Genomic DNA, 18976 nt, shown 5'->3' with positions numbered 1-18976 from the left:
GCGGCGCCGACGCTTCCGATTAACGGAAGAGCGACAGGATCGACTGCGTCGAAGAGTTGGCGATCGACAGGGACTGGACGGCCAGCTGCTGCTGCGTCTGCAGAGCGGACAGCTTGCTCGATTCCTGTTCCATGTTGGCGTCAACCAGCTTGCCAACGCCCGATTCGATCGAGTCGGAGAGCGAAGAGGCGAAGCTCGTCTGCAGGTCGATGCGAGCCGAGATCGAGCCAAGCTTCGAACCCATGCTGGTCAGGGCGTTCAGAGCGGTCTGAACCATGTTGAGGGAGGTGGAGATCTGGCCGCCGGTCATGCCGGTGATGTCAAGGCTGAAGACCGAGTAAGTGCCGGTCACGGTGCCGAGAATGCCCGACGTCGTGTCGATAGAACCGGTCGCGGTTGCGCCGAACAGAACGTTGCCGGTTGCGCCGGAGTTGAACGCGTAGGACGTCGTGCTGACCGAAACGGTGCCGTTGGTGCCACGGATGAAGGAGGCAACAACCGAAGCGGAGTCGCCGCCCTTGGCTACGACCCAGTTTTCGCCGTTGAACGAAGCCGACTGGGCAACGCTCTGCAGCTGCTGCTGCAGCTGGCCGATTTCTTCCTGGATGGACGACTTGTCGACCGAGCCTTCCATGGCGGTGACGAGCTTGTCCTTGATCTGGCCGACGACGTCGATGGCGCTGGTGACGGCGGTGGTTGCGGTGTCAACCTTGGCGGCGCCGAGGCCGAGGGCGTCGGAAACGGCGCCAATGGCGCTGTCGTCGGACTTCATGCTGGTGGCGATCGACCAGTAAGCAGCGTTGTCGGAAGCCTTGGAGATGCGCAGGCCGGACGAAACGGCGCTCTGTGTGTTCTGCAGATCGGAGCCGATGCTGCGCAGCGTCTGGAGAGCAGCCATTGCGGCGTTGTTGGTAAGAATGCTCGTCATGATATTTTGCCCCTTTGGCAGTGGTTAAATAAGGGACATTCCGGACCAAAAACCGGTAACGGCATTCAGCATCATGCCTGTTAACCAAATCCGTTAAGGTTAACTCGCCGTTTCGATGGTCCTAAGAAACAGCAATATAGTTAAGAAAAGCTGAACCGTGTTAGGCCTGAAAATATAAAAAAAACCGCGCCTTAGATAGGCGCGGTTAACTTCCTGTTTAGGAATTTCGATCAGCGGGTAGCTGACGCTTCCGATTAACGGAAGAGCGACAGGATCGACTGCGTCGAAGAGTTGGCGATCGACAGGGACTGGATGGCCAGCTGCTGCTGCGTCTGCAGAGCGGACAGCTTGCTCGATTCCTGTTCCATGTTGGCGTCAACCAGCTTGCCAACGCCCGATTCGATGGAGCTGGAGAGCGAGGAAGCGAAGCTCGTCTGCAGGTCGATGCGGCTGGAGATCGAGCCAAGCTTCGAACCCATGCTGGTCAACGAGTTCAGAGCGGTCTGAACCATGTTGAGGGAGGTGGAGATCTGGCCGGAGGTCATGCCGGTGATGTCAAGGCTGAAGACCGAGTAGGAACCGGTCTTGGTGCCGAGAATGCCCGACGTCGTGTCGATCGAACCGGATGCGGTTGCACCGAACAGAACGTTGCCGGTTGCGCCGGAGTTGAACGCGTAGGACGTCGTGCTGACCGAAACGGTGCCGTTGGTGCCACGGATGAAGGAGGCAACAACCGAAGCGGAGTCGCCGCTTTTGGCCATGACCCAGTTTTCGCCGTTGAACGAAGCCGACTGGGCAACGCTCTGCAGCTGCTGCTGCAGCTGGCCGATTTCTTCCTGGATGGACGACTTGTCGACCGAGCCTTCCATGGCGCTGACGAGCTTGTCCTTGATCTGGCCGACGACGTCGATGGCGCTGGTGACGGCCGTCGATGCGGTGTCAACCTTGGCGGCGCCGAGGCCGAGAGCGTCGGAAACGGCGCCGAGGGCGCTGTCGTCGGACTTCATGCTGGTGGCGATCGACCAGTAAGCAGCGTTGTCGGAAGCCTTGGAGATGCGCAGGCCGGACGAAACGGCGCTCTGTGTGCTCTGCAGGCTGCTGCTGATGCCCTTCAGCGTCTGGAGGGCGGCCATTGCGGAATTGTTAGTAATAATGCTGGTCATTGAGGTTGTCCCCTGGAAACTGGATACAAAAAGGAGGACATACCGGACTGAAAACACCGGCGATGACGGAGCGGCTTCATGCACCTCGATCCATTTCCTAGCGGACCAAACCCGTCATGTCGCAAGGACACTCGCATCCATTGCTTGCGAATTCCTTAAACGCCGGCTGCCGGGAAATATCTCTCCGGAACGTGGCTAAGAAAGCATGAAGGCCTTTCGATAGATGCTTCGGTTTCAGGCAAGCTACGCGCGCGATGATGCGGCGAATCCATGATGCCGGTGCTCGGTCTTCGACCGGAGCCCAGTTCAACATTCCGCTCGGAGTTCTCGCTCGTGAATACGAAAAACGCCTTTGTGACAGCGTCCGGTTTCTATCAGAAGGGGCAATATACGCGCGCGCTGGAAACGCTGAACGAATTGCTTAACGTCGACAGGTCACCCAAGACCTACGCGCTGCTGGCGAAAACATTGCTGAAGCTCGGGTTCAAATCGGATGCGGCAAGCGCCTACGAACTGGCAGGCAGGCAAAAGCCCCATCGCGAGGAGTATCTTCGCGAAGCGCTGCTGTTGCACGGCGATTGCGGCAACGACGATCAGGCGCTGGCGATCGGAAGCATGATCCTGCCGATGGCATTCAAGGATCCTGACCTTGCCTTCATCCTCACCCGCATTTTCCTCAGCCGCCAGCAGAAAGAACTCCTCGTCGGCTTCAAGACCGTACTCGTCGAGGGACCCGAACTTAGACATCGGCTCATGGCAGCGAAACTGCTGACGGACGATCTCTATGACGAAGGCAACCGACACATCGTCGCGACGCTGTTCAAGAAGCACCCCGACAACATCATCTTTCGCACGCTCTATTTGATCTTCGCCCGCGAGGTGTCCGACCTTGCAGTCGTCGACAGGCACATGGCCCCCATCACCGCGTCGATCGCGCAAGGCAATCTCGATTACGTGATTCCGGACAATCCCTTCTTCCATCTGCACTGGTGCGGCGACGAGGCGATCAACAAGCTTGCGATCCACGATACCGTGCCGCTGCCAGCCGGCCATGCCGAGGCACGGCGCAACGCCCCGCATACATGGGGCAACAAGATACGCATCGGCTATCTGTCGTCCGACTTCTGGCCGGGACATGCGACCATGAAACTCATGCAGCGTACCCTGGAATTGCACGACAGGGATCGGTTCGAGATCACGCTCTTCGACCATTCGGATCTGTCTTCCCAGCGGGAGCAGGAATTCGATCACGCGAAATGGGGGGCGATGGTCGACGTCCGCAGCCTTTCCGACCAGGCTGCGGCGGAAATGATCCGCGCCCGCGGTATCGACATTCTGGTCGACCTCAAGGGACATACCAAGGAAAGCCGCGCCCGCATCCTCAATCACATGGCCGCCCCGATCCAGGCCGCCTGGCTCGGCTTCCCCGGCACGGCCGTCAATATCGATCTCGACTACATCGTCGGCGACCCCTACGTGCTGCCGGACCATTCGAAGCCGCATTTTCACGAGAAGTTCTGCCGCCTGCCCGAATGCTATCAGCCGAACGATCCGCTGTACCGCCCGAAGCCACGGCCGACGACGCGCGCGCAGCACGGGCTGCCCGAGGAGGCCTTCGTCTTCGCCTCCTTCAACGGCAACCGCAAGGTCACGTCGCAGATGGTCGACGTGTGGTGCAACATCCTCAAGCGCAGCAAGAACAGCGTGCTCTGGCTGCTGTGCAACGGCCCGCGCGCCGAAGCCAATCTCTGGTCACGCCTGGAAGCGCGCGGCATCAACCGCAAACGGGTCGTCTTCACCACCCGTATTCGCTACGAGGACCACATCGATCGTCAGCAGCTTGCCGATCTCGGCCTCGATACCTTCCCGGTCAATGGCCATACCACCACATCGGAACAGCTCTGGGGCGGCCTGCCGGTCCTCACCGTGAAGGGCACCAACTTCGCCTCCCGCGTCAGCGAAAGCCTGTTGAACGCGATAGGCTTGTCGGAGCTGGTGGCCGACGATATCCAGGCCTATGAAGACATGGCCGTGCAGCTCGCCGGCCAGCCGGAACGCATTGCGCAGTTCAAGGAAACACTGGCCGTCAATCGCTCCATTAAGCCGCTCTTCGACGCCGAACGCTTCACCCACCATCTGGAGACGGCCTTCGAGATGATGGTGGCACGCGCCAAGCAGGGCCTTGCACCCGACCACATGGATGTGCCGGCGCTGCCGCCGCGCATGGAGCCTTTTCTGACTTATGATCAGAACGCGGCGGCTATCGCCGCCGAGTAAGGCTTGCAGATCGTCGGGAACCAGGTTTCCGACGAGCGCCGGCGGCTGACCTGTCAGTGGAAGGAACGGACGAGGCTGCCGACCAGCAGGTTCCAGCCGTCGATCAGCACGAAGAAGAGAATTTTGAACGGCAGCGAGATCGACGTCGGCGGCAACATCATCATGCCCATGGCCATGACGATGGTCGATACGATCAGGTCGATGACGAGAAACGGCAGGACGACCAGAAAACCGATCTCGAAACCGCGACGAATCTCCGAGATCATGAAGGCCGGGATCAGAACACGGTAGTCGATCTTGTTGTCGAGCACCGGCGTCTGACCGCGCTCCTGCGCCAGATCGACGAAAAGCTTGATGTCCTTGTCGCGCGTATTGTTGGACATGAATGTGCGGAACGGCTCGGCGATGCGCTGCACGGCATCGGTCTCCGAAATCTGGTTGGCAAGCAGCGGCTGCACGCCATCCTTCCATGCCTGATCGAAGGTCGGCGACATGACGTAGAAGGTCATGAACAGGGCCAGGCTGAGCAGGATCATGTTCGACGGCGTGGTCGCCAGGCCCATGCCGGAACGCAGGATCGAGAAAGCAATGATGAAGCGCGGAAAGCTCGTCACCATGATCAGGATGCCGGGCGCGATCGACAGGATGGTCAACAGGCCGAACGTGCGGATGATCCAGGCCGCGACCGAGCCATTCACGGGGACGTTCAGAAGATCGGTGGGGAGCTGTTGCGGCAATTGCTGCGCCATCGCCAGTTCAGGCGACAATACAGCAATAGCTAATACAGATATGACAAGTATTAATCGAATCATTCGATCACGAAAGTTCTGAACATAACTTTCGATACGCGTCCTTCCGAGCGCAGGTCAACACGCTCTTGAATGTCATCCCGAAGATATTGCAGTCCCCGTGCGCCTTCGATCTGCTGCAGGGAGACCGTGCGGATATAGGCCATGATGTCCTGATGGATGCTCTGGGCGAGCTGCGCGTCGGGTTGACCCTTGAATACCAGCGCAAGTTCAAGCCTTATCCAGTTTTGCGAGGGATAGGCGAGATTGGCGGTGATCGGGTCAAGCGCGATGACGCCGTTCGCCTGCGCGGCCGCCGCAGCCTGCTTGCCGTTACCGGCGGCTTGCGCCGTTGCCTGCACGGCCGCCGTTGCGGTCTTGATCTTCGGGGCGACCACTGTGCCGAGCAGCCAGCCGCCGCCGCCGCCGAGCACGGTCAGCACCAGCAGCCCAACGATCGTCATGATCAGCGGCGATCCCTTGCCTTTAGCCGGTTCGTCTGTGGCTACTGCCATGTCCTTGTCCGTCCGTTTTCAAACTATCCGATGCCACCGGCCGTCAAAGCGGCGACAACAGGTCAACGGCCTGCTGTCCCCTGGGCGGCTGCTGTATTTCTGTCAGGCGACCGCGTCCGCCATAGGAGATGCGCGCCTCGGCGATCTTGTCGTAGGAAATCGTATTCTCCGCGGTAACGTCCTGTGGCCGCACGATACCGGCGACGTTAAGAATGCGAATTTCCTGGTTCATGCGGACTTCCTGCGAACCGCTGATCATCAGGTTGCCGTTTTCGAGAATGCCGGTCACGACCGCAGCGACCAGCAGGTTGATCTGCTCGGAACGCTGCATCTTGCCCTTGCTGTCGGTACTGGTATCAGAGCCGGAGGTTGCATCGGCGTTGGTGGCGGGCTTCCAGCCGAAGATCTTGGCGGAAATATCCCAGTTCATATCGCTCTTGTTCGTGCGATTGCGGTTCGTCTCGTTGTCCCAGTTCGCCTTATCGTTGATCTGGATCGTGACGGTCAGGATGTCGCCGACATTGAGCGCGCGCGCGTCCTTGAAGAGGGCCGCCTGCGAATCGTTCCAGAGCGAATAGCCCTGCGCGACCTGGTGGGGCCGCTTCGGATATTGCGACATCTGTGGCGTCTGTGCGTATTGCAGGCCGCTGCCGATCGGGCTCATGGCCGGCGCCCTGCCGATCTCCTTCAGAGCTTGAGAGTTGCAACCGGCGAGGAAGACGACGACCGCGCACGTGGCCGTAAGACGCATGTTCATGTGGGGTCCTTCGACTTCGATGTATTCGGGTCGGATGCGCTGGCGATGATGTTGGTGATGACAGCCGCCTTCTTTGCATCCATTTCCGCGAGAATGAGGCTCGACTGGCGCGCCGAAAGTTTCATGATGATCGCTGCCGCCACCGTGATCCTGACATCGTTGAGGCTCGCCGCCGCCGCATCCGGTTTCATGTTCTTGTAGATGTCGACCAGGCCGAGATCCGCGGTCTTCAGGAAGTCGTCGCGGCGTTTGAGCCAGTCCTCGTATTCCGCCTTGCGCTTGTCCATGGTGGCGATGCGCTGATCGACATCCGCCTGCAGCTTTTCCAATTCCTGCTTCTGCAGCAGGTAGCGCTGATCCCGGGCCGGATTGGCGATGTTGGTGCAGAATTGCCGGATCTCATCCTGGCTGGAAGCCGGGTCGACGACGACCGGCTTTGGCGCTTCCTGCGCCGTTGCGAAGCCGAGCGACAGCACCATGGTAACTGTTGCCAAGGTTGCCGCGAGGCCACAGGAGTTCAGCATTTTCCGGGCGATGGCGATCGATATCATTGCAATACGAGCTCCGCTTGCAGGGCGCCGGCCGATTTGATGCCTTGCAGGATGGCGATGATACCGTCCGGCTTGACGCCGATGTTGTTGAGGCCGGAGACCAGCGTTTTCAGGTCGGGCCCTTCCAGCACCGCGACACGGCCGCCGCTCTTGGTGGCGGTGATGTCGGTCTGATCCTGGACGGCCGTCTGGCCGTTCGAGAAGGGCTCCGGCTGGATGACCTGCGGGTTCTCGCTGACCTGTACCGTCAGCGTTCCATAGCTGACGGCGACCGGCGAGACGCGAACGTCGGCGCCGATGACGATCGTTCCGGTCCGCTCGTTGATGACGACCTTGGCCGGTGTGTCGGTCTGGACACTGAGGTTTTCGAGGTCGGCCATCAACCGCGTCAGATCCGCCATCTTGGGCTTGGCGATCGCGACTTCCTGCGAATCCTTGGCCTCGGCGATCGGCGCGCCGAAGCGCGAGGTCGCCCAGGTATTGACGGTGTCGGCAATGCGGATGGAGGTGGAAAAGTCCGGATTGCGCAGCTGCAGGACCAGATTGACCGAATCCTTGAAACGCGACGGCAGCTCGCGTTCGATGATGGCGCCGCCGGGTACGCGGCCGGCCGTCGTGACCCCTTCGGTGACCGTTGCGGCAGCGCCCTGGGCCTGGAAGCCCGAGACGATGACCGAGCCCTGCGCGACGGCATAGATCTGCCCGTCGGCACCGCTCAGCGAGGTCATGATGAGCGTACCGCCGCGAAGCGACGTCGCATCGCCGAGCGAGCTGACTGTCACGTCGATGCGGCTCCCGGGGCTTGCAAACGGCGGCAGGTTCGCCGTGACCATGACGGCGGCGGTGTTCCTGGCGGCAGATTGGCCGCCCTGGGTCGAGATACCGAGATTCTGCAGCATCGCGCGCATGGACTGCTCGGTGAAAGGCGAGGAACGCAAGCCGTCGCCGGTCCCCTGGAGACCGACGATCAAGCCGTAGCCGATGAGCTGGTTGTCACGGCCTGACTGCAGCGAGGCGATATCCTTGATGCGCGCTTGCATCGCCATGGCCGGATCGGCAACGATCAGGCTTGGCAATGCAAGCAGAACCGCGAGAAATTGACGAAGTCTCTTCATTTTGCGACCACGCGGATCGTGCCGTCTTCGAGAACCGTGCCGTTGACGATGATGCCGGAATCCATATTGCGGGCACGCACGCTGTCGCCGACGGCGCCGTCATCCAGCGGGGTCCCGGCCGCGGTAATCGTCATGCTGCCCATGGTCATCACCAGGCGGATATTAGAGCCGCGCGTTACCGCGTAGGGCTGGCGCAAAGCGGAGACGGAGATGGTCCGGCCAGGCAGAAGCGTCCGCTTCGACACCAGACCCGTCACCTCCCGGAGCCGCTTGGCATAATCGCCCGTCAGATTGGGGTTGGTGACTTCGACCTCCTCGAGCTGACCGCTGCTGATGATGTCGCCCGGATAGATCGTTTCGGTCGGCACCACCGCGGTACCCATGCCGGCCGCGTCGGCGCGTGCCGCGCCTACGGGCGCGATCGACACGAACACGACGGAGAGGCTCGCTGCGGCGAGCCAGGCCATTGCTAAGCTTTTCATCCGGCGAAACCTCATGTTCGGCCCGTCCTTCCCGCTACTTCAGGTTCTTGCTGACGATCTGCGCCATGTCGTCAGCCGTCGTGATGACCTTGGAATTCATCTCATAGGCGCGCTGTGCCGTGATCAGATCGGTGATTTCCTTGACCGGATCGACGTTCGACGATTCCAGATAACCCTGCTTCAGGTATGCGAAACCGTTCTCGTTCGGATCGGAGACGACCGGATTGCCGGAGGCGGGCGTCTGTGTGAAAAGGTTGCTGCCCATCGGCTGCAGGCCGGCTTCGTTGACGAAGTTGGCGATCTGCAGCTGGCCGAGAACGGTCGGCGTCGTCGCCGTGCCGATGGTGGCTGCGATCTGGCCGGCCGAGCTGATGGTAATGTTGCTGGCATTGTTCGGGATCGTGATGCCGGGCTCGAGCACGTTGCCGTCGGGCGTGACGATCTGGCCGGTGTCGCTCTTGTTGAACGATCCGGCGCGGGTATAGGCTGTCGTGCCATCCGGCATCTGAATCTGGAACCAGCCGCGGCCGACGAGCGCGACGTCGAGATCGTTCTGCGTCTGCGACAGTTCGCCCTGGATCTGGATGTTGCGCACAGCCACGGTCTGCACGCCGAGACCGATGTTGGCGCCTTCGGGAACCACGGCCTGGTTCGGCCGGTTGGCGATGCCCTTGGCGCGCTCGGTCTGATAGAGAAGGTCGGAGAATTCGGCGCGCGAACGCTTGTAACCCGTCGTATTGATGTTCGCGATGTTGTTCGCGATCACTTCCAGGTTGGTCTGCTGGGCGTCCATGCCCGTCGCGGCAATTGCGAGCGCTCTCATGCTTTCGTCCTTCGAGGTGGGGCGGGGCCTTCGAAACCGCGGCGCGGCCTGCGAATAATTCCCGCCAAATCAGTTAATTAGAGCGGTAACACCGCTCTAGATCTGCATTTTCGTAACATCGAGAAAGGCTGACACGAGCTTGTCACGCAGTGCGATCGCGGTCTGCAACGTCTGGTCCGCCTGCATGACCTTGTCGACGACTTCGCGTGTGCTCATCTGGCCCTTCATGCCGGCAAAGGAAGCATTTTCAGCTTCCTTCAGCGTGTTGACGGAGTCCTTCGCGACATTCGACATGACCGAAGCGAAGCTCATTCCGGCCGTGGTTCCCATCGCGACGGCCGGCGATGAGCCAAGCACTCCGGATGCGGCGGAGGTCAGGTCAGTGGCAATGCTGCCAAGGCCGCGGGTGGCTGAGAGAGAGGCGACATTCTTGATTGAATCGATCATTATTGGTTCTTCAACAGGTCAATAGTGGAAGAGATGAGATCGCGGGCCTGCCTGACCGTCTGCAGGTTGGCCTCATAGGAGCGGTTGGCTTCCCGCATATCGGCCATCTCGACGAGGACGTTGACATTAGGCATCTTGACGTAGCCCTTCTGGTCCGCTGCCGGATTGTCCGGATCGTATTCCTCGACGAACTTGCCAGTGTCTTCGCCCAGCTTCTTGACGCCGACCGTCGTCAACCCGTTGGCCCGGTCCAGTTCGGCGCCGAAAGTCACGGTCTTGCGCCGGTAGGGATCGGCGCCGGGTGTATCGCCCGTCGAGCGGGCGTTGGCGATATTTTCGGAAACGACACGCAAACGGGTCGATTGGGCCTCCAGGCCGGAGCCTGCAATCTTCAATGCGGCTGATAAGGGGTCCATGACATCTTCACTTCATCTATTGTTTTACGGTCATCAACATCATGCGATGAAAGGAGCTCACGAGCGCGGTGTTCAAGCTGTATTGCCGCTTGATATCGCCGGCTTTGGAGAGTTCGTCTTCCAGGCCGACGGTATTACCCGACTCCTGGACGCCTATTTCCTGGCTGAGCGACGCTTCTTCGACGTTGACGTCGCCGCTCGCGCTGAATTCATTGCCCGAAAGATGTGCAGGATTGGTTTTCACCATGCCGACGTTCTGGTTGTCCAGAACGGCCTGGAACGGCGTAACGTCCTTGGCGCGATATTTCGGGGTATTGGCATTGGCGATATTGCCGGCAACAACTTCCTGACGCGCCTGGAGCCACTCGGCTTGCCGCGAGGCCAGGTCAAAGAGCTGAATGGGTTGCATGGCTTCTCTCCGTTCTTACACTATCACCCTAGCGGGATAATCTTGCGTGGGACTTGCGGGAAATGCGTTCCTGCAAACTCTTCGAAACGCCTGAAACGCAGGCGATTCCGGGCTTTTCAATTGTGGCCGTAAACATCGCCCGTCGAGGTGACGATCACCCACTTTCCATCGCGCTGCTCGATGGTGGCCAGACGGCTGTTGTCGGGCAGAATCGATCCGACGCGTACGACGTACATGCCCGTGTCGTCCTCGATCAAAGCGCGGCCGTTTGCGACGTGCAGCAGATGGAACGGGGACTTGCCGGGGAGCGGCTGGTCCTCGGCGGGCTGTCCCTTATCGTCCTCGCGCCCGGCATTGCTGACAGTCGCGGTCGTCAAGGGATCGGGAATGAGGTCCTTCGGGCCGTTTGGGTTCTTGTTGACCATGGCAAGCGGCGACACGCTGACGATCTCGCGGCCCGGCCAGTTCGGCAAATCGCGCGAGCGGTCGCCTTCGGCCACGTGGATGCCGAACTTGTCCGGGTTCAGGAAGACGTACCAGGGGAAAAAGGCTGACGCGCCGGCAAGCGCCAGGCCCGCGCAGACCAAGGCCCTGTCCGTGACAGTTCGCTTCTTCGCCGGCTTCAGCGGAGCGACCGGTTCGTCTGCATCGGATTCTCTCACGTTTGGTCCCTCTTTCGGCACGAAGTTAGGAAATGTCGGCTAGCTGAGAACAGGATCTTTGAATTCAAAGGGATGGATGAGGTGATGCATCTTGCCACCGCTATCTTCCCTTGGCTGGAACCACTCCGGCCGAGGCATTCTTCAAAGCGGTCGCAAGGTCGGTAAACGCGTCGGCCGACGGCCGCTCGCCAGGGGTCTGCTTCAGTATCTCGTAGATGATCGGAACCTGGCGGACGGCGATATCGAGATCCGCGTCAGCCCCTTGGCGATACCCGCCGATGAGGCGCAGGTCCCGGGTTTCTTCATAGCGATGCACAAGCGCCTTCAGACGCGAAACCAATTTTTCCTGATCCGGTGTCCAGGCCTTGCGCGCCAGACGCGAGATCGACGCCAGCGGATCGATCGGTGGATAGCGGCCTTCCTCGGCAAGGCTGCGCTGCAGGACGATATGGCCGTCGAGAATACCGCGGGTGGAATCGGCGATCGGATCGTTGTGGTTATCGCCGTCGACGAGGATGGAAATGATGGCGGTGATCGTGCCGGTGCCCTCCGGTCCTGGGCCGGCGCGCTCCAGAAGACGCGGCAGTTCGGTGAAGACCGAGGCCGGATATCCGCGCGCGATCGGCGGTTCGCCCGACGCGGTCGCAACCTCGCGAATGGCATGGGCGAAGCGGGTGACGCTGTCGACGATCAACAGCACGTTATCGCCCTGATCGCGGAAATGTTCGGCGATGGCCATCGCCGACAGCGGCGCCATCTTGCGCAGCATCGGGCTCTCATCGCTGGTCGCAACGACGGCCACCGATTTCTGCATATCCGTGCCGAGCGTGTCCTCGATGAATTCGCGCACTTCGCGGCCGCGTTCGCCGACCAGTGCGATCACGACCTTGTCGAAGGCGTCGGCTCTGGCCAGCATCGACAGCAGCGTCGACTTGCCGACGCCGGAGCCGGCAAAGATGCCGAGGCGCTGGCCGAGGCACAGCGGCGAAAAGATATCGATGGCACGCACGCCCGTCTTGAAGCCGGTATCGACGCGCTTGCGCGTCATCGAGGGCGGCGCGGTGTTGGAGATGGCGCGCGATTCCAGCCCCATCGCCAGCGGTCCCAGCCCGTCGATCGGTTCACCCAGCGAATTGATCGTGCGACCGCACCAGCCGTCGCTCGGCGCGATGCGGAAGGCGCCCTTGCGGATGATGGTATCCTGAATGCCGATCGGTTCTCCCGGCTCGATCGGACAGACATAGGTCAGCTCGGGTTCGACGCGGACGACCTCGCCGAGATGGACGCCCGTTTGCGAACGATGCGCGACGAAATCGCCGAGACGCACCTGTCTGGAGAGACCGGCAACCGTGTAATGCCCGGCGGCGATCGTCCGCACGTGGCCGCCATGGGCCACGGCATTTTCCGCCACCGCATACTGGCCCGCCAGGACAGCCATGTGCGAAAGCTTCGGCGACAATGCACCATCCGGCAACCGATCCTCGAACATGATCCGCCCTCTTTACTGGCTGCCGCCGAGGGTCTTGATCGCGTCCGTGAGCGTGCCCTCACTGCTGCTCGTCAGCGTGCTGATACTGTCGAAGGCGCGATTGACCTCGATCAGCTGGGTCATTTCCCGCATGCCGTTGACGTTGGAGTTTTCGAGGTAACCCTGGGCGACGCCGACATTCGAGCGGTCGACAACCGGCTGGGGCGTGTCCGTCGGCAGAATGCCGCTGTTCTCGTAGCGCAGGAAGCCCTTGCCGACATCCGCATCATAGAGACCGATCTGGCCCATGCGCTTGCCGTTCTGCGCGACGGTACCATCCGACGAAACGGTCGGCGCGCCGCCCGCCGGGTCGAGCTGGATTGGTCCGCCGCCGGGATCAACCACCGGAAAGCCCCGCACGGACACCAGAGCACCGCTGTCGGTCATGGTGAAACGGCCGTCGCGCGTCAACACCAGACCCGCCGGTGTGTTGAGGCCGAACCAGGCGTCGCCCTTGACGGCGAAGTCGAATAGATTGCCGGTGTTCTGCAATTCGCCATTGTCGGTCGAGAGATAGTCGTTGCCTTGCGACACGAAGGCGACTTTGGCGTTCAGCTTGTTTTGGGTATTGCTGAGGACTTGATCGAACTTGACCTCGGTGCCCCGGAAGCCCGTCGTATTCACGTTTGCCAAGTTGTCGGCGATCGTGGTCAGACGCCGCTCAAGCGCCATCTGGGACGACAGCGCCACATAGATACCAGACTGCATTTTCAACGCCCTCCGGACATTGGAGAATAACGGGAAAGGAAACGCCGAACGGCGCTCCTACATTTCGTTAGCGGGGCATGGATGCCCTTGCACGTTACTCTGCCTGCACTGGCTTGTGCGAAGCTGACAAGGCAAAAGGCGGCCGCGCAACACGACGAACAGCCTCACGCAAGGCAGGTCTCCTAGTTCATCGTATGAAGCAACGTTCAGGTGTGGACCGACGATGAACATTATTATCGGATTTGTAGTGACCTGCGGCTGCATCATAGGCAGCTTCATGGCCATGGGCGGAGACGTAGGCGCGCTATTCCAGCCCTTCGAATTTGTCATTATCGCAGGCGCCGGTCTCGGCGGCTTCATCATGGCCAATCCAATGAAGGTCGTGAAGGACTCGGGCAAGGCACTGCTGGAAGCGTTCCGGCACGCAGTTCCGAAGGAGCGCGACTATCTCGACACGCTCGGCGTGCTCTACGCCCTGATGCGGGACCTGCGCACCAAGTCGCGCAACGAAATCGAAGCCCATATCGACAACCCCGATGAATCGGTGATCTTCAAGGCGGCGCCGACCGTGCTGAAGAACAAGGATCTGACGGCCTTCATCTGCGATTATGTTCGTCTCATCATCATAGGCAACGCCCGCTCCCACGAGATCGAGGCGCTGATGGATGAAGAACTCGACACCATGCAGCACGATAAGATGAAGCCCTATCATTCGATCACGATCATGGGCGATTCCTTCCCCGCCATCGGTATCGTCGCCGCCGTTCTCGGCGTCATCAAGGCTATGAGCCATATCAACGAATCACCCGAAGTGCTCGGCCATCTCATTGGCTCGGCGCTGGTCGGCACCTTCCTCGGTATCATCCTGTCCTACTCAGTCTGCGCGCCGCTGGTCTCGCAGATCAAGGTCGTGCGCAACAAGCAGCATCGTCTCTACGTCATCGTGAAGCAGACGCTGCTGGCCTATATGAACGGCTCCGTACCGCAGGTGGCGCTTGAATATGGTCGCAAGACCATCTCCTCCTATGAGCGTCCGTCCATCGACGCCGTCGAGCAGGAAATGATGAACCCCGGCGGTGAGAGCAAGGCGGCCTGATGACCATGAGCCAGCAATCCGCACACAAGATGCAGACGATGGATCGAATCCTCTACGCCAAGCTCACGGGCAGCCTTGGCGATGAGGCGGCGCTTACAAAGCTCGGCACGGCGTTCGGACAGGTCTATGCTGAATTTCTGCCCGATATGATCAAGAGCGAAACCGGTCTCGACATAGGGATCGCCTATGCCAGCTGTCAGCCGGGTCTCATGAACGATCTGGTTGCCGGACTTGGCGGCAGCTACGCCCTGGTAAACGGTTCGCTGCGCAACTGGGCGCCGAAATTCGTGCTCGGCTGCGGCGCCGGCTTTATCATGACGCTCATGGAACATATGCTGGGAGCTCGTCTGGAGGACATGGAAGCCGCCGTTCCCCGGCCGCTTTCGGTGATCGAACTCGATCTTTCCGTCATGGTGTTCGACAAGATCGCCAATGTGTTGCGTTCGGCCGTCAATGCGACCGGCGGCTTCGAGCCCTATCTGGACCCGCCCCACAATGTCGAAGATCGTCCGGCACCGGTCAGCGGCGAAAAGGATGAATTCGCCGCGGCGATCACGATGACGGTTTCGCTCGGCAAGTCGCTTTCCCAGGTCGTCATCATCGTGCCCCAGCGCGAACTGTTGCGGACCGTCGTCAGTGCACCGCGGCCGAAGAACACGACGGCAGCCTCCGAGACATGGTCGGAACAGCTCGGCGAGCAGGTGCGTCGCTCGCAGGTGACGCTGGATGCGCGCATCCGGCTGCAATCCCTGACGCTCGATACGATTTCCAGGCTCGCCGTCGGCGATGTCATTCCATTCATGGATGCGAGCGACGTGCGGGTCGAGGTTAGCGCCAACAGCAAGGATCTCTACATCTGCGAATTCGGACGCTCTGGCGAAAACTATACGGTGCGCGTCAAGGACAATGTGAATTCCGATGACGAGCTTCTTCGGCACCTGATGAATTGACCGGCTGGCGGTGCCCGCCACCCACGGCAGCTTGAGGCAAGTTTCAACTGGAATAGTGATTTCATGGCTACGAAGACGATACAGCAAAGCAGCGAGGAATCGCTCGAAGTTTCAAGCAGCGACGCCGCGTTGGACGAGGCCATCGATGGCCTGCGCGGCGTCCTGAAAAAGGGCAATGAAGGCAGTATGCCGGATCTCGATGCCGATGCATTCGGCGCGGAACCAAGCACCGGCCTTTCGACATTCGGCGATTTTGGCGACGACAATTCCGGCTCGGCCTTCGGCGACAGCGACTTCGGTAGCCCATCCTCCGAGCCTGTCCCGCCGGGGAGCGCTCTTGCCGCCAATCTCGACCTGATCATGGATATCCCGATCGACGTCCAGATCGTTCTCGGTAATTGCCGGATGCAGGTCTCCGGCCTGATGAACCTGACCGAAGGTGCCATTATCGCACTCGACAAGAAGATCGGCGAGCCGGTCGAAATTACCGTAAACGGCCGCAAGATCGGCCGGGGCGAAATTACCGTTCTGGAACATGACGACACCAGGTTCGGTATCAAGCTCATTGAAATATACAATACGAAAAAAAGCTGAACCCGGCTCAGGATGAGCCCACTCCCCGTGCGGGATGGAGACGAAGACCATGATGGACTTTGACGATTTCAGCGGCGCGCTTGCCGAGAAACCGTTATCTCAGACTGAAAAAGCGGCGGCCGTCCTTCTTGCCATGGGAAAGCAGGTGGCGGGACGGCTGCTCAAGTATTTTACCCAGAATGAACTGCAGCTCATCATCGCCTCGGCACAATCGCTGAGGCTCATTCCACCGGATGAATTGGCGCTACTCGTCGCGGAATTCGAGGACCTCTTCACGGAGGGCGCCGGCCTGATGGACAACGCCAAGGCCATCGAGAGCATTCTCGAGGAAGGCCTGACGCCGGACGAGGTGGACAGCCTGCTCGGCAGGCGTACCGCCTTCCAGGCTTACGAAACCTCGATATGGGACCGTCTCGGCGAGGCCGATCCGGTTTTCGTCGCGAAGTTCCTCCTGCGCGAGCATCCGCAAACCGTCGCCTATGTGCTGTCGATGATGCCGTCGGCCTTCGGCGCGAAGGTATTGCTGCAGCTTCCGGAAGCGCAGCGCCCAGACATCATGAACCGTACTGTCAACTTGAAGGAAGTCAGTCCGAAGGCGGCGCAGATTATCGAGAACCGCGTTCTCGGGCTGATGGCGGAGATCGATGCCGAACGCAACGCTTCCGGCTCGACCAAGGTCGCGGATCTGATGAACGAACTCGACAAGCCGGTGGTCGATACCCTGCTCAACTCGCTGGAATCGATCAACAAGGAATCGGTCGAGAAGGTCCGTCCGAAGATCTTCCTGTTCGACGATCTCATCCGCATGCCGCAGCCGAGCCGCGTGCTGCTGCTCAACGACATCGCCGCAGACATTCTCACCATGGCGCTCCGGGGTTCGAACAACGAAATCCGCGAGATCGTGCTTTCCTCGATCAGTCCGCGCCAACGGCGCATGATCGAATCCGATCTGCAGATGGGCAATACCGGCATCAACCCACGCGAAATCGCCATCGCGAGACGCGCTATCGCGCAGGAGGCCATCCGGCTCGCCAATTCCGGCCAGATCGAGCTCAAGTCCAAGGAAAATACGCCTGTGGAAGAAGCAGCGTAATCTCGGCACGACTCACCTAATTCGTCTTAGTATGTTCAAGCTCAGGGCCGCGTGTGATGCGCGGCCTCTTTCCGTTTCATGAAGGACGGCTGTTTTGGCTGACGAAGACAAGGACAGTAAAACAGAAAAGCCGACGGAGAAAAAACTCCGCGACACGGTGGAGAAAGGCAACGTTCCCCACTCCAGGGACGCAACCATCTTTGCTTCCATGCTCGCGACCATCATCTACGTCACCTTCTTCCTGCCGGAGCGCATGGGCCGCATGGGCGAAGTCCTGCGCGACCTCTTCGAAAAGCCGGATCAATGGCAACTTGAAACAGGCCCCGACGCCATGTTGCTGTTTACCCGCCTGGGCTGGGAAGTCGGCAATCTGGTGCTGCCGGCCGTCGTGTTGTTCTTCGCCTTCGGCATCGGCTCCTCGATGTTCCAGAATCTGCCGACGCCGGTTCTCGACCGCATCCAGCCGCAATTTTCCCGAATATCGCCCGTCTCCGGATGGAAGCGGATCTTCAGCACATCCGGCCTGGTGGAATTCGGAAAATCTCTCGCCAAGATCGTGGTGGTCGGCATCATCATGTTTTTCGTGCTGCGAAGCCAGTTCTTCCACGCGATGGACTCCATGTCTTCCGACCCGCAGACAATCTTCGTGCGCCTGTCGACGATCGTTCAGCGGATTCTGGTCATCGTGCTCATGGCGACGGCGGTCGTCGGTATCGCCGACGTGTTGTGGAGCCGATATCACTGGTTCGATCAGCTGAAAATGACCAAGCAGGAGATCAAGGACGAGCACAAGCAATCCCAGGGCGACCCGATCGTCAAATCGCGCCAGCGCTCGATCGCGCGAGACCGCGCCCGGCGCCGCATGATGAAGCAAGTGCCGCGCGCGACCCTCGTCATCGCCAACCCGACGCACTTTGCCGTGGCGCTGCGCTATGTGCGCGAAGAGAATGACGCGCCCGTCGTCGTCGCGAAGGGGCAGGACCTTATCGCCTTGAAAATCAGAGAGATAGCGGAGGCCAACAATATTCCCGTTTTCGAAGACGTGCCCCTCGCACGCTCCATGTTTGCGCAAGTCTCGGTTGATAGCGTCATTCCGTCAGTATTTTACAAAGCTGTCGCCGAGCTCATCCATAGGATCTACGCCGCGCAGACGAATAGAAAACGGGTACGATAAACCAAATGAAAAAATGCCCCTACTCTGCCCAACGTGAACAAATACTTGCCGAAGCCATCAGCCCGGTCGCGAGCGAGCTGCGCCTCCTCGACGCCGCCGACCTGATATCGCTGCTGCGTTTCGAACGATATGGTAATATTGCTGACCTCGTTGCCTCGGCGGCCGAGCTCTATTTCCTCCCCGGCACAGTCAATTTCGGACTTGGCGGCGATTACAAGCTCGATTGGGGCGGCCCGGCGGAGGTCACGATCGACCTCGAAATCAAGCCGCACGGCGTCACCATCTATGCGAAACTGGCGCTGGCCGAGCATCATGCCGGCATCGAGATCAATCACATCGCCTTTGACAGGGCGTCGACCGATCCGGACGAGAATACGGCGCTGCTCGCACGTAGTCTCATGGATGCCCGCTACGTAATCCATGGCGAGATTGCTCGCGCGAGCTGAGCTGCTTCCAAATCTTGCAATTTATGTGATAAGGGCTATCCGCCGCGGCGCGGC

22 protein-coding genes are annotated in these 18976 nt (G+C 60.1%); 7 read left to right on the top strand and 15 right to left on the bottom strand.

The features are described from left to right. Positions 1-19: 19 nt before the first annotated feature. Both FHT28_RS28020 and FHT28_RS28015 read right to left on the bottom strand, forming a co-directional pair. On the bottom strand, positions 20-928 hold the full coding sequence (locus FHT28_RS28020) for a flagellin (RefSeq protein ID WP_113118244.1): 909 nt from the start codon (positions 926-928) through the stop codon (positions 20-22). A 254-nt stretch (positions 929-1182) separates the two neighbouring features. Next, complete coding sequence (locus FHT28_RS28015) at positions 1183-2091, bottom strand: flagellin (protein ID WP_145675919.1); 909 nt, start codon at positions 2089-2091, stop codon at positions 1183-1185. A gap of 333 nt (positions 2092-2424) precedes the next feature. On the opposite strand from FHT28_RS28015, the gene FHT28_RS28010 reads away from it, so the two are divergent. Continuing rightward, on the top strand, positions 2425-4368 hold the full coding sequence (locus tag FHT28_RS28010) for a glycosyl transferase (protein ID WP_168597987.1): 1944 nt from the start codon (positions 2425-2427) through the stop codon (positions 4366-4368). Between the two features lie 53 nt (positions 4369-4421). On the opposite strand, the gene fliP is transcribed toward FHT28_RS28010, so the two are convergent. From fliP to flgF, 13 genes are all read right to left on the bottom strand, one after another. Next, on the bottom strand, positions 4422-5180 hold the full coding sequence (gene fliP, locus FHT28_RS28005; RefSeq protein ID WP_168597986.1) for a flagellar type III secretion system pore protein FliP: 759 nt from the start codon (positions 5178-5180) through the stop codon (positions 4422-4424). After that, a complete protein-coding gene (locus FHT28_RS28000) occupies positions 5177-5671 on the bottom strand; it encodes a flagellar basal body-associated FliL family protein (protein ID WP_037203263.1) in 495 nt (164 codons plus the stop codon). The genes fliP and FHT28_RS28000 overlap by 4 nt, the downstream gene beginning before the upstream one ends. A gap of 43 nt (positions 5672-5714) precedes the next feature. Then, positions 5715-6428, bottom strand: a complete 714-nt coding sequence (gene flgH / locus FHT28_RS27995) for a flagellar basal body L-ring protein FlgH (protein WP_037203261.1) — start codon at positions 6426-6428, stop codon at positions 5715-5717. Then, on the bottom strand, positions 6425-6952 hold the full coding sequence (locus FHT28_RS27990) for a MotE family protein (RefSeq protein ID WP_244655112.1): 528 nt from the start codon (positions 6950-6952) through the stop codon (positions 6425-6427). Before FHT28_RS27990 ends, flgH begins: the two co-directional genes overlap by 4 nt. A 23-nt stretch (positions 6953-6975) precedes the next feature. Next, complete coding sequence (locus FHT28_RS27985) at positions 6976-8094, bottom strand: flagellar basal body P-ring protein FlgI (RefSeq protein WP_168597985.1); 1119 nt, start codon at positions 8092-8094, stop codon at positions 6976-6978. Further along, the gene (gene flgA / locus FHT28_RS27980) at positions 8091-8591 is read right to left on the bottom strand and encodes a flagellar basal body P-ring formation chaperone FlgA (RefSeq protein WP_037203255.1); all 501 of its coding nucleotides are present in this window, start codon (positions 8589-8591) and stop codon (positions 8091-8093) included. The genes FHT28_RS27985 and flgA overlap by 4 nt, the downstream gene beginning before the upstream one ends. Positions 8592-8610: 19 nt before the next feature. After that, positions 8611-9399, bottom strand: coding sequence for a flagellar basal-body rod protein FlgG (flgG, locus tag FHT28_RS27975; protein ID WP_037203253.1), 789 nt, complete (start codon positions 9397-9399; stop codon positions 8611-8613). Between the two features lie 96 nt (positions 9400-9495). After that, on the bottom strand, positions 9496-9846 hold the full coding sequence (locus FHT28_RS27970; protein WP_037203251.1) for a flagellar hook-basal body complex protein FliE: 351 nt from the start codon (positions 9844-9846) through the stop codon (positions 9496-9498). Then, positions 9846-10262 carry a flagellar basal body rod protein FlgC gene (flgC, locus tag FHT28_RS27965; protein ID WP_037203249.1) on the bottom strand — a complete coding sequence of 139 codons (417 nt, stop codon included), beginning with the start codon at positions 10260-10262 and terminating at the stop codon, positions 9846-9848. The genes FHT28_RS27970 and flgC overlap by 1 nt, the downstream gene beginning before the upstream one ends. Before the next feature lie 16 nt (positions 10263-10278). Further along, on the bottom strand, positions 10279-10671 hold the full coding sequence (flgB, locus tag FHT28_RS27960) for a flagellar basal body rod protein FlgB (protein ID WP_037203248.1): 393 nt from the start codon (positions 10669-10671) through the stop codon (positions 10279-10281). A gap of 116 nt (positions 10672-10787) precedes the next feature. Next, the gene (locus FHT28_RS27955; RefSeq protein WP_037203247.1) at positions 10788-11333 is read right to left on the bottom strand and encodes a hypothetical protein; all 546 of its coding nucleotides are present in this window, start codon (positions 11331-11333) and stop codon (positions 10788-10790) included. 100 nt (positions 11334-11433) lie between these two features. Continuing rightward, positions 11434-12822, bottom strand: coding sequence for a flagellar protein export ATPase FliI (fliI, locus tag FHT28_RS27950; protein ID WP_168597984.1), 1389 nt, complete (start codon positions 12820-12822; stop codon positions 11434-11436). A gap of 12 nt (positions 12823-12834) precedes the next feature. Then, complete coding sequence (gene flgF / locus FHT28_RS27945) at positions 12835-13569, bottom strand: flagellar basal-body rod protein FlgF (protein ID WP_168597983.1); 735 nt, start codon at positions 13567-13569, stop codon at positions 12835-12837. A 223-nt stretch (positions 13570-13792) separates the two neighbouring features. Between flgF and motA the strand changes: the two genes are divergently transcribed. From motA to FHT28_RS27915, 6 genes are all read left to right on the top strand, one after another. Further along, entirely contained in the window at positions 13793-14665 is an 873-nt protein-coding gene (gene motA / locus FHT28_RS27940; RefSeq protein ID WP_037203242.1) for a flagellar motor stator protein MotA, read from the top strand. Further along, the gene (locus FHT28_RS27935) at positions 14665-15615 is read left to right on the top strand and encodes a FliM/FliN family flagellar motor switch protein (protein WP_168597982.1); all 951 of its coding nucleotides are present in this window, start codon (positions 14665-14667) and stop codon (positions 15613-15615) included. Before motA ends, FHT28_RS27935 begins: the two co-directional genes overlap by 1 nt. 63 nt (positions 15616-15678) lie before the next feature. Further along, positions 15679-16209, top strand: coding sequence for a flagellar motor switch protein FliN (gene fliN, locus FHT28_RS27930; protein WP_168597981.1), 531 nt, complete (start codon positions 15679-15681; stop codon positions 16207-16209). 49 nt (positions 16210-16258) lie between these two features. After that, positions 16259-17302 (top strand): flagellar motor switch protein FliG, encoded by a 1044-nt coding sequence (fliG, locus tag FHT28_RS27925; RefSeq protein ID WP_037203338.1) that lies wholly within the window; start codon positions 16259-16261, stop codon positions 17300-17302. Between the two features lie 94 nt (positions 17303-17396). Continuing rightward, the gene (gene flhB / locus FHT28_RS27920; RefSeq protein ID WP_037203238.1) at positions 17397-18476 is read left to right on the top strand and encodes a flagellar biosynthesis protein FlhB; all 1080 of its coding nucleotides are present in this window, start codon (positions 17397-17399) and stop codon (positions 18474-18476) included. A 5-nt stretch (positions 18477-18481) separates the two neighbouring features. Beyond that, positions 18482-18922 (top strand): hypothetical protein, encoded by a 441-nt coding sequence (locus tag FHT28_RS27915; RefSeq protein ID WP_047555998.1) that lies wholly within the window; start codon positions 18482-18484, stop codon positions 18920-18922. Positions 18923-18976 lie beyond the last annotated feature (54 nt).

This window comes from Rhizobium sp. SG570, assembly GCF_012275345.1.
Lineage (GTDB): Bacteria > Pseudomonadota > Alphaproteobacteria > Rhizobiales > Rhizobiaceae > Rhizobium > Rhizobium lusitanum.
Note: the sequence above shows the minus strand (reverse complement) of the source record. Positions and strands in the feature narration are given on the sequence as shown.

Excerpts from the sequence above, each read along its gene's own strand:
- FHT28_RS28020 (WP_113118244.1), bottom strand. The coding sequence starts at position 928 with ATGACGAGCATTCTTACCAACAACGCCGCAATGGCTGCTCTCCAGACG.
- FHT28_RS28015 (WP_145675919.1), bottom strand. The coding sequence starts at position 2,091 with ATGACCAGCATTATTACTAACAATTCCGCAATGGCCGCCCTCCAGACG.
- fliP (WP_168597986.1), bottom strand. The coding sequence starts at position 5,180 with ATGATTCGATTAATACTTGTCATATCTGTATTAGCTATTGCTGTATTG.
- FHT28_RS28000 (WP_037203263.1), bottom strand. The coding sequence starts at position 5,671 with ATGGCAGTAGCCACAGACGAACCGGCTAAAGGCAAGGGATCGCCGCTG.
- flgH (WP_037203261.1), bottom strand. The coding sequence starts at position 6,428 with ATGAACATGCGTCTTACGGCCACGTGCGCGGTCGTCGTCTTCCTCGCC.
- FHT28_RS27990 (WP_244655112.1), bottom strand. The coding sequence starts at position 6,952 with ATGCTGAACTCCTGTGGCCTCGCGGCAACCTTGGCAACAGTTACCATG.
- FHT28_RS27985 (WP_168597985.1), bottom strand. The coding sequence starts at position 8,094 with ATGAAGAGACTTCGTCAATTTCTCGCGGTTCTGCTTGCATTGCCAAGC.
- flgA (WP_037203255.1), bottom strand. The coding sequence starts at position 8,591 with ATGAGGTTTCGCCGGATGAAAAGCTTAGCAATGGCCTGGCTCGCCGCA.
- flgG (WP_037203253.1), bottom strand. The coding sequence starts at position 9,399 with ATGAGAGCGCTCGCAATTGCCGCGACGGGCATGGACGCCCAGCAGACC.
- FHT28_RS27970 (WP_037203251.1), bottom strand. The coding sequence starts at position 9,846 with ATGATCGATTCAATCAAGAATGTCGCCTCTCTCTCAGCCACCCGCGGC.
- flgC (WP_037203249.1), bottom strand. The coding sequence starts at position 10,262 with ATGGACCCCTTATCAGCCGCATTGAAGATTGCAGGCTCCGGCCTGGAG.
- flgB (WP_037203248.1), bottom strand. The coding sequence starts at position 10,671 with ATGCAACCCATTCAGCTCTTTGACCTGGCCTCGCGGCAAGCCGAGTGG.
- fliI (WP_168597984.1), bottom strand. The coding sequence starts at position 12,822 with ATGTTCGAGGATCGGTTGCCGGATGGTGCATTGTCGCCGAAGCTTTCG.
- flgF (WP_168597983.1), bottom strand. The coding sequence starts at position 13,569 with ATGCAGTCTGGTATCTATGTGGCGCTGTCGTCCCAGATGGCGCTTGAG.
- motA (WP_037203242.1), top strand. The coding sequence starts at position 13,793 with ATGAACATTATTATCGGATTTGTAGTGACCTGCGGCTGCATCATAGGC.
- FHT28_RS27935 (WP_168597982.1), top strand. The coding sequence starts at position 14,665 with ATGACCATGAGCCAGCAATCCGCACACAAGATGCAGACGATGGATCGA.
- fliN (WP_168597981.1), top strand. The coding sequence starts at position 15,679 with ATGGCTACGAAGACGATACAGCAAAGCAGCGAGGAATCGCTCGAAGTT.
- fliG (WP_037203338.1), top strand. The coding sequence starts at position 16,259 with ATGATGGACTTTGACGATTTCAGCGGCGCGCTTGCCGAGAAACCGTTA.
- FHT28_RS27915 (WP_047555998.1), top strand. The coding sequence starts at position 18,482 with ATGAAAAAATGCCCCTACTCTGCCCAACGTGAACAAATACTTGCCGAA.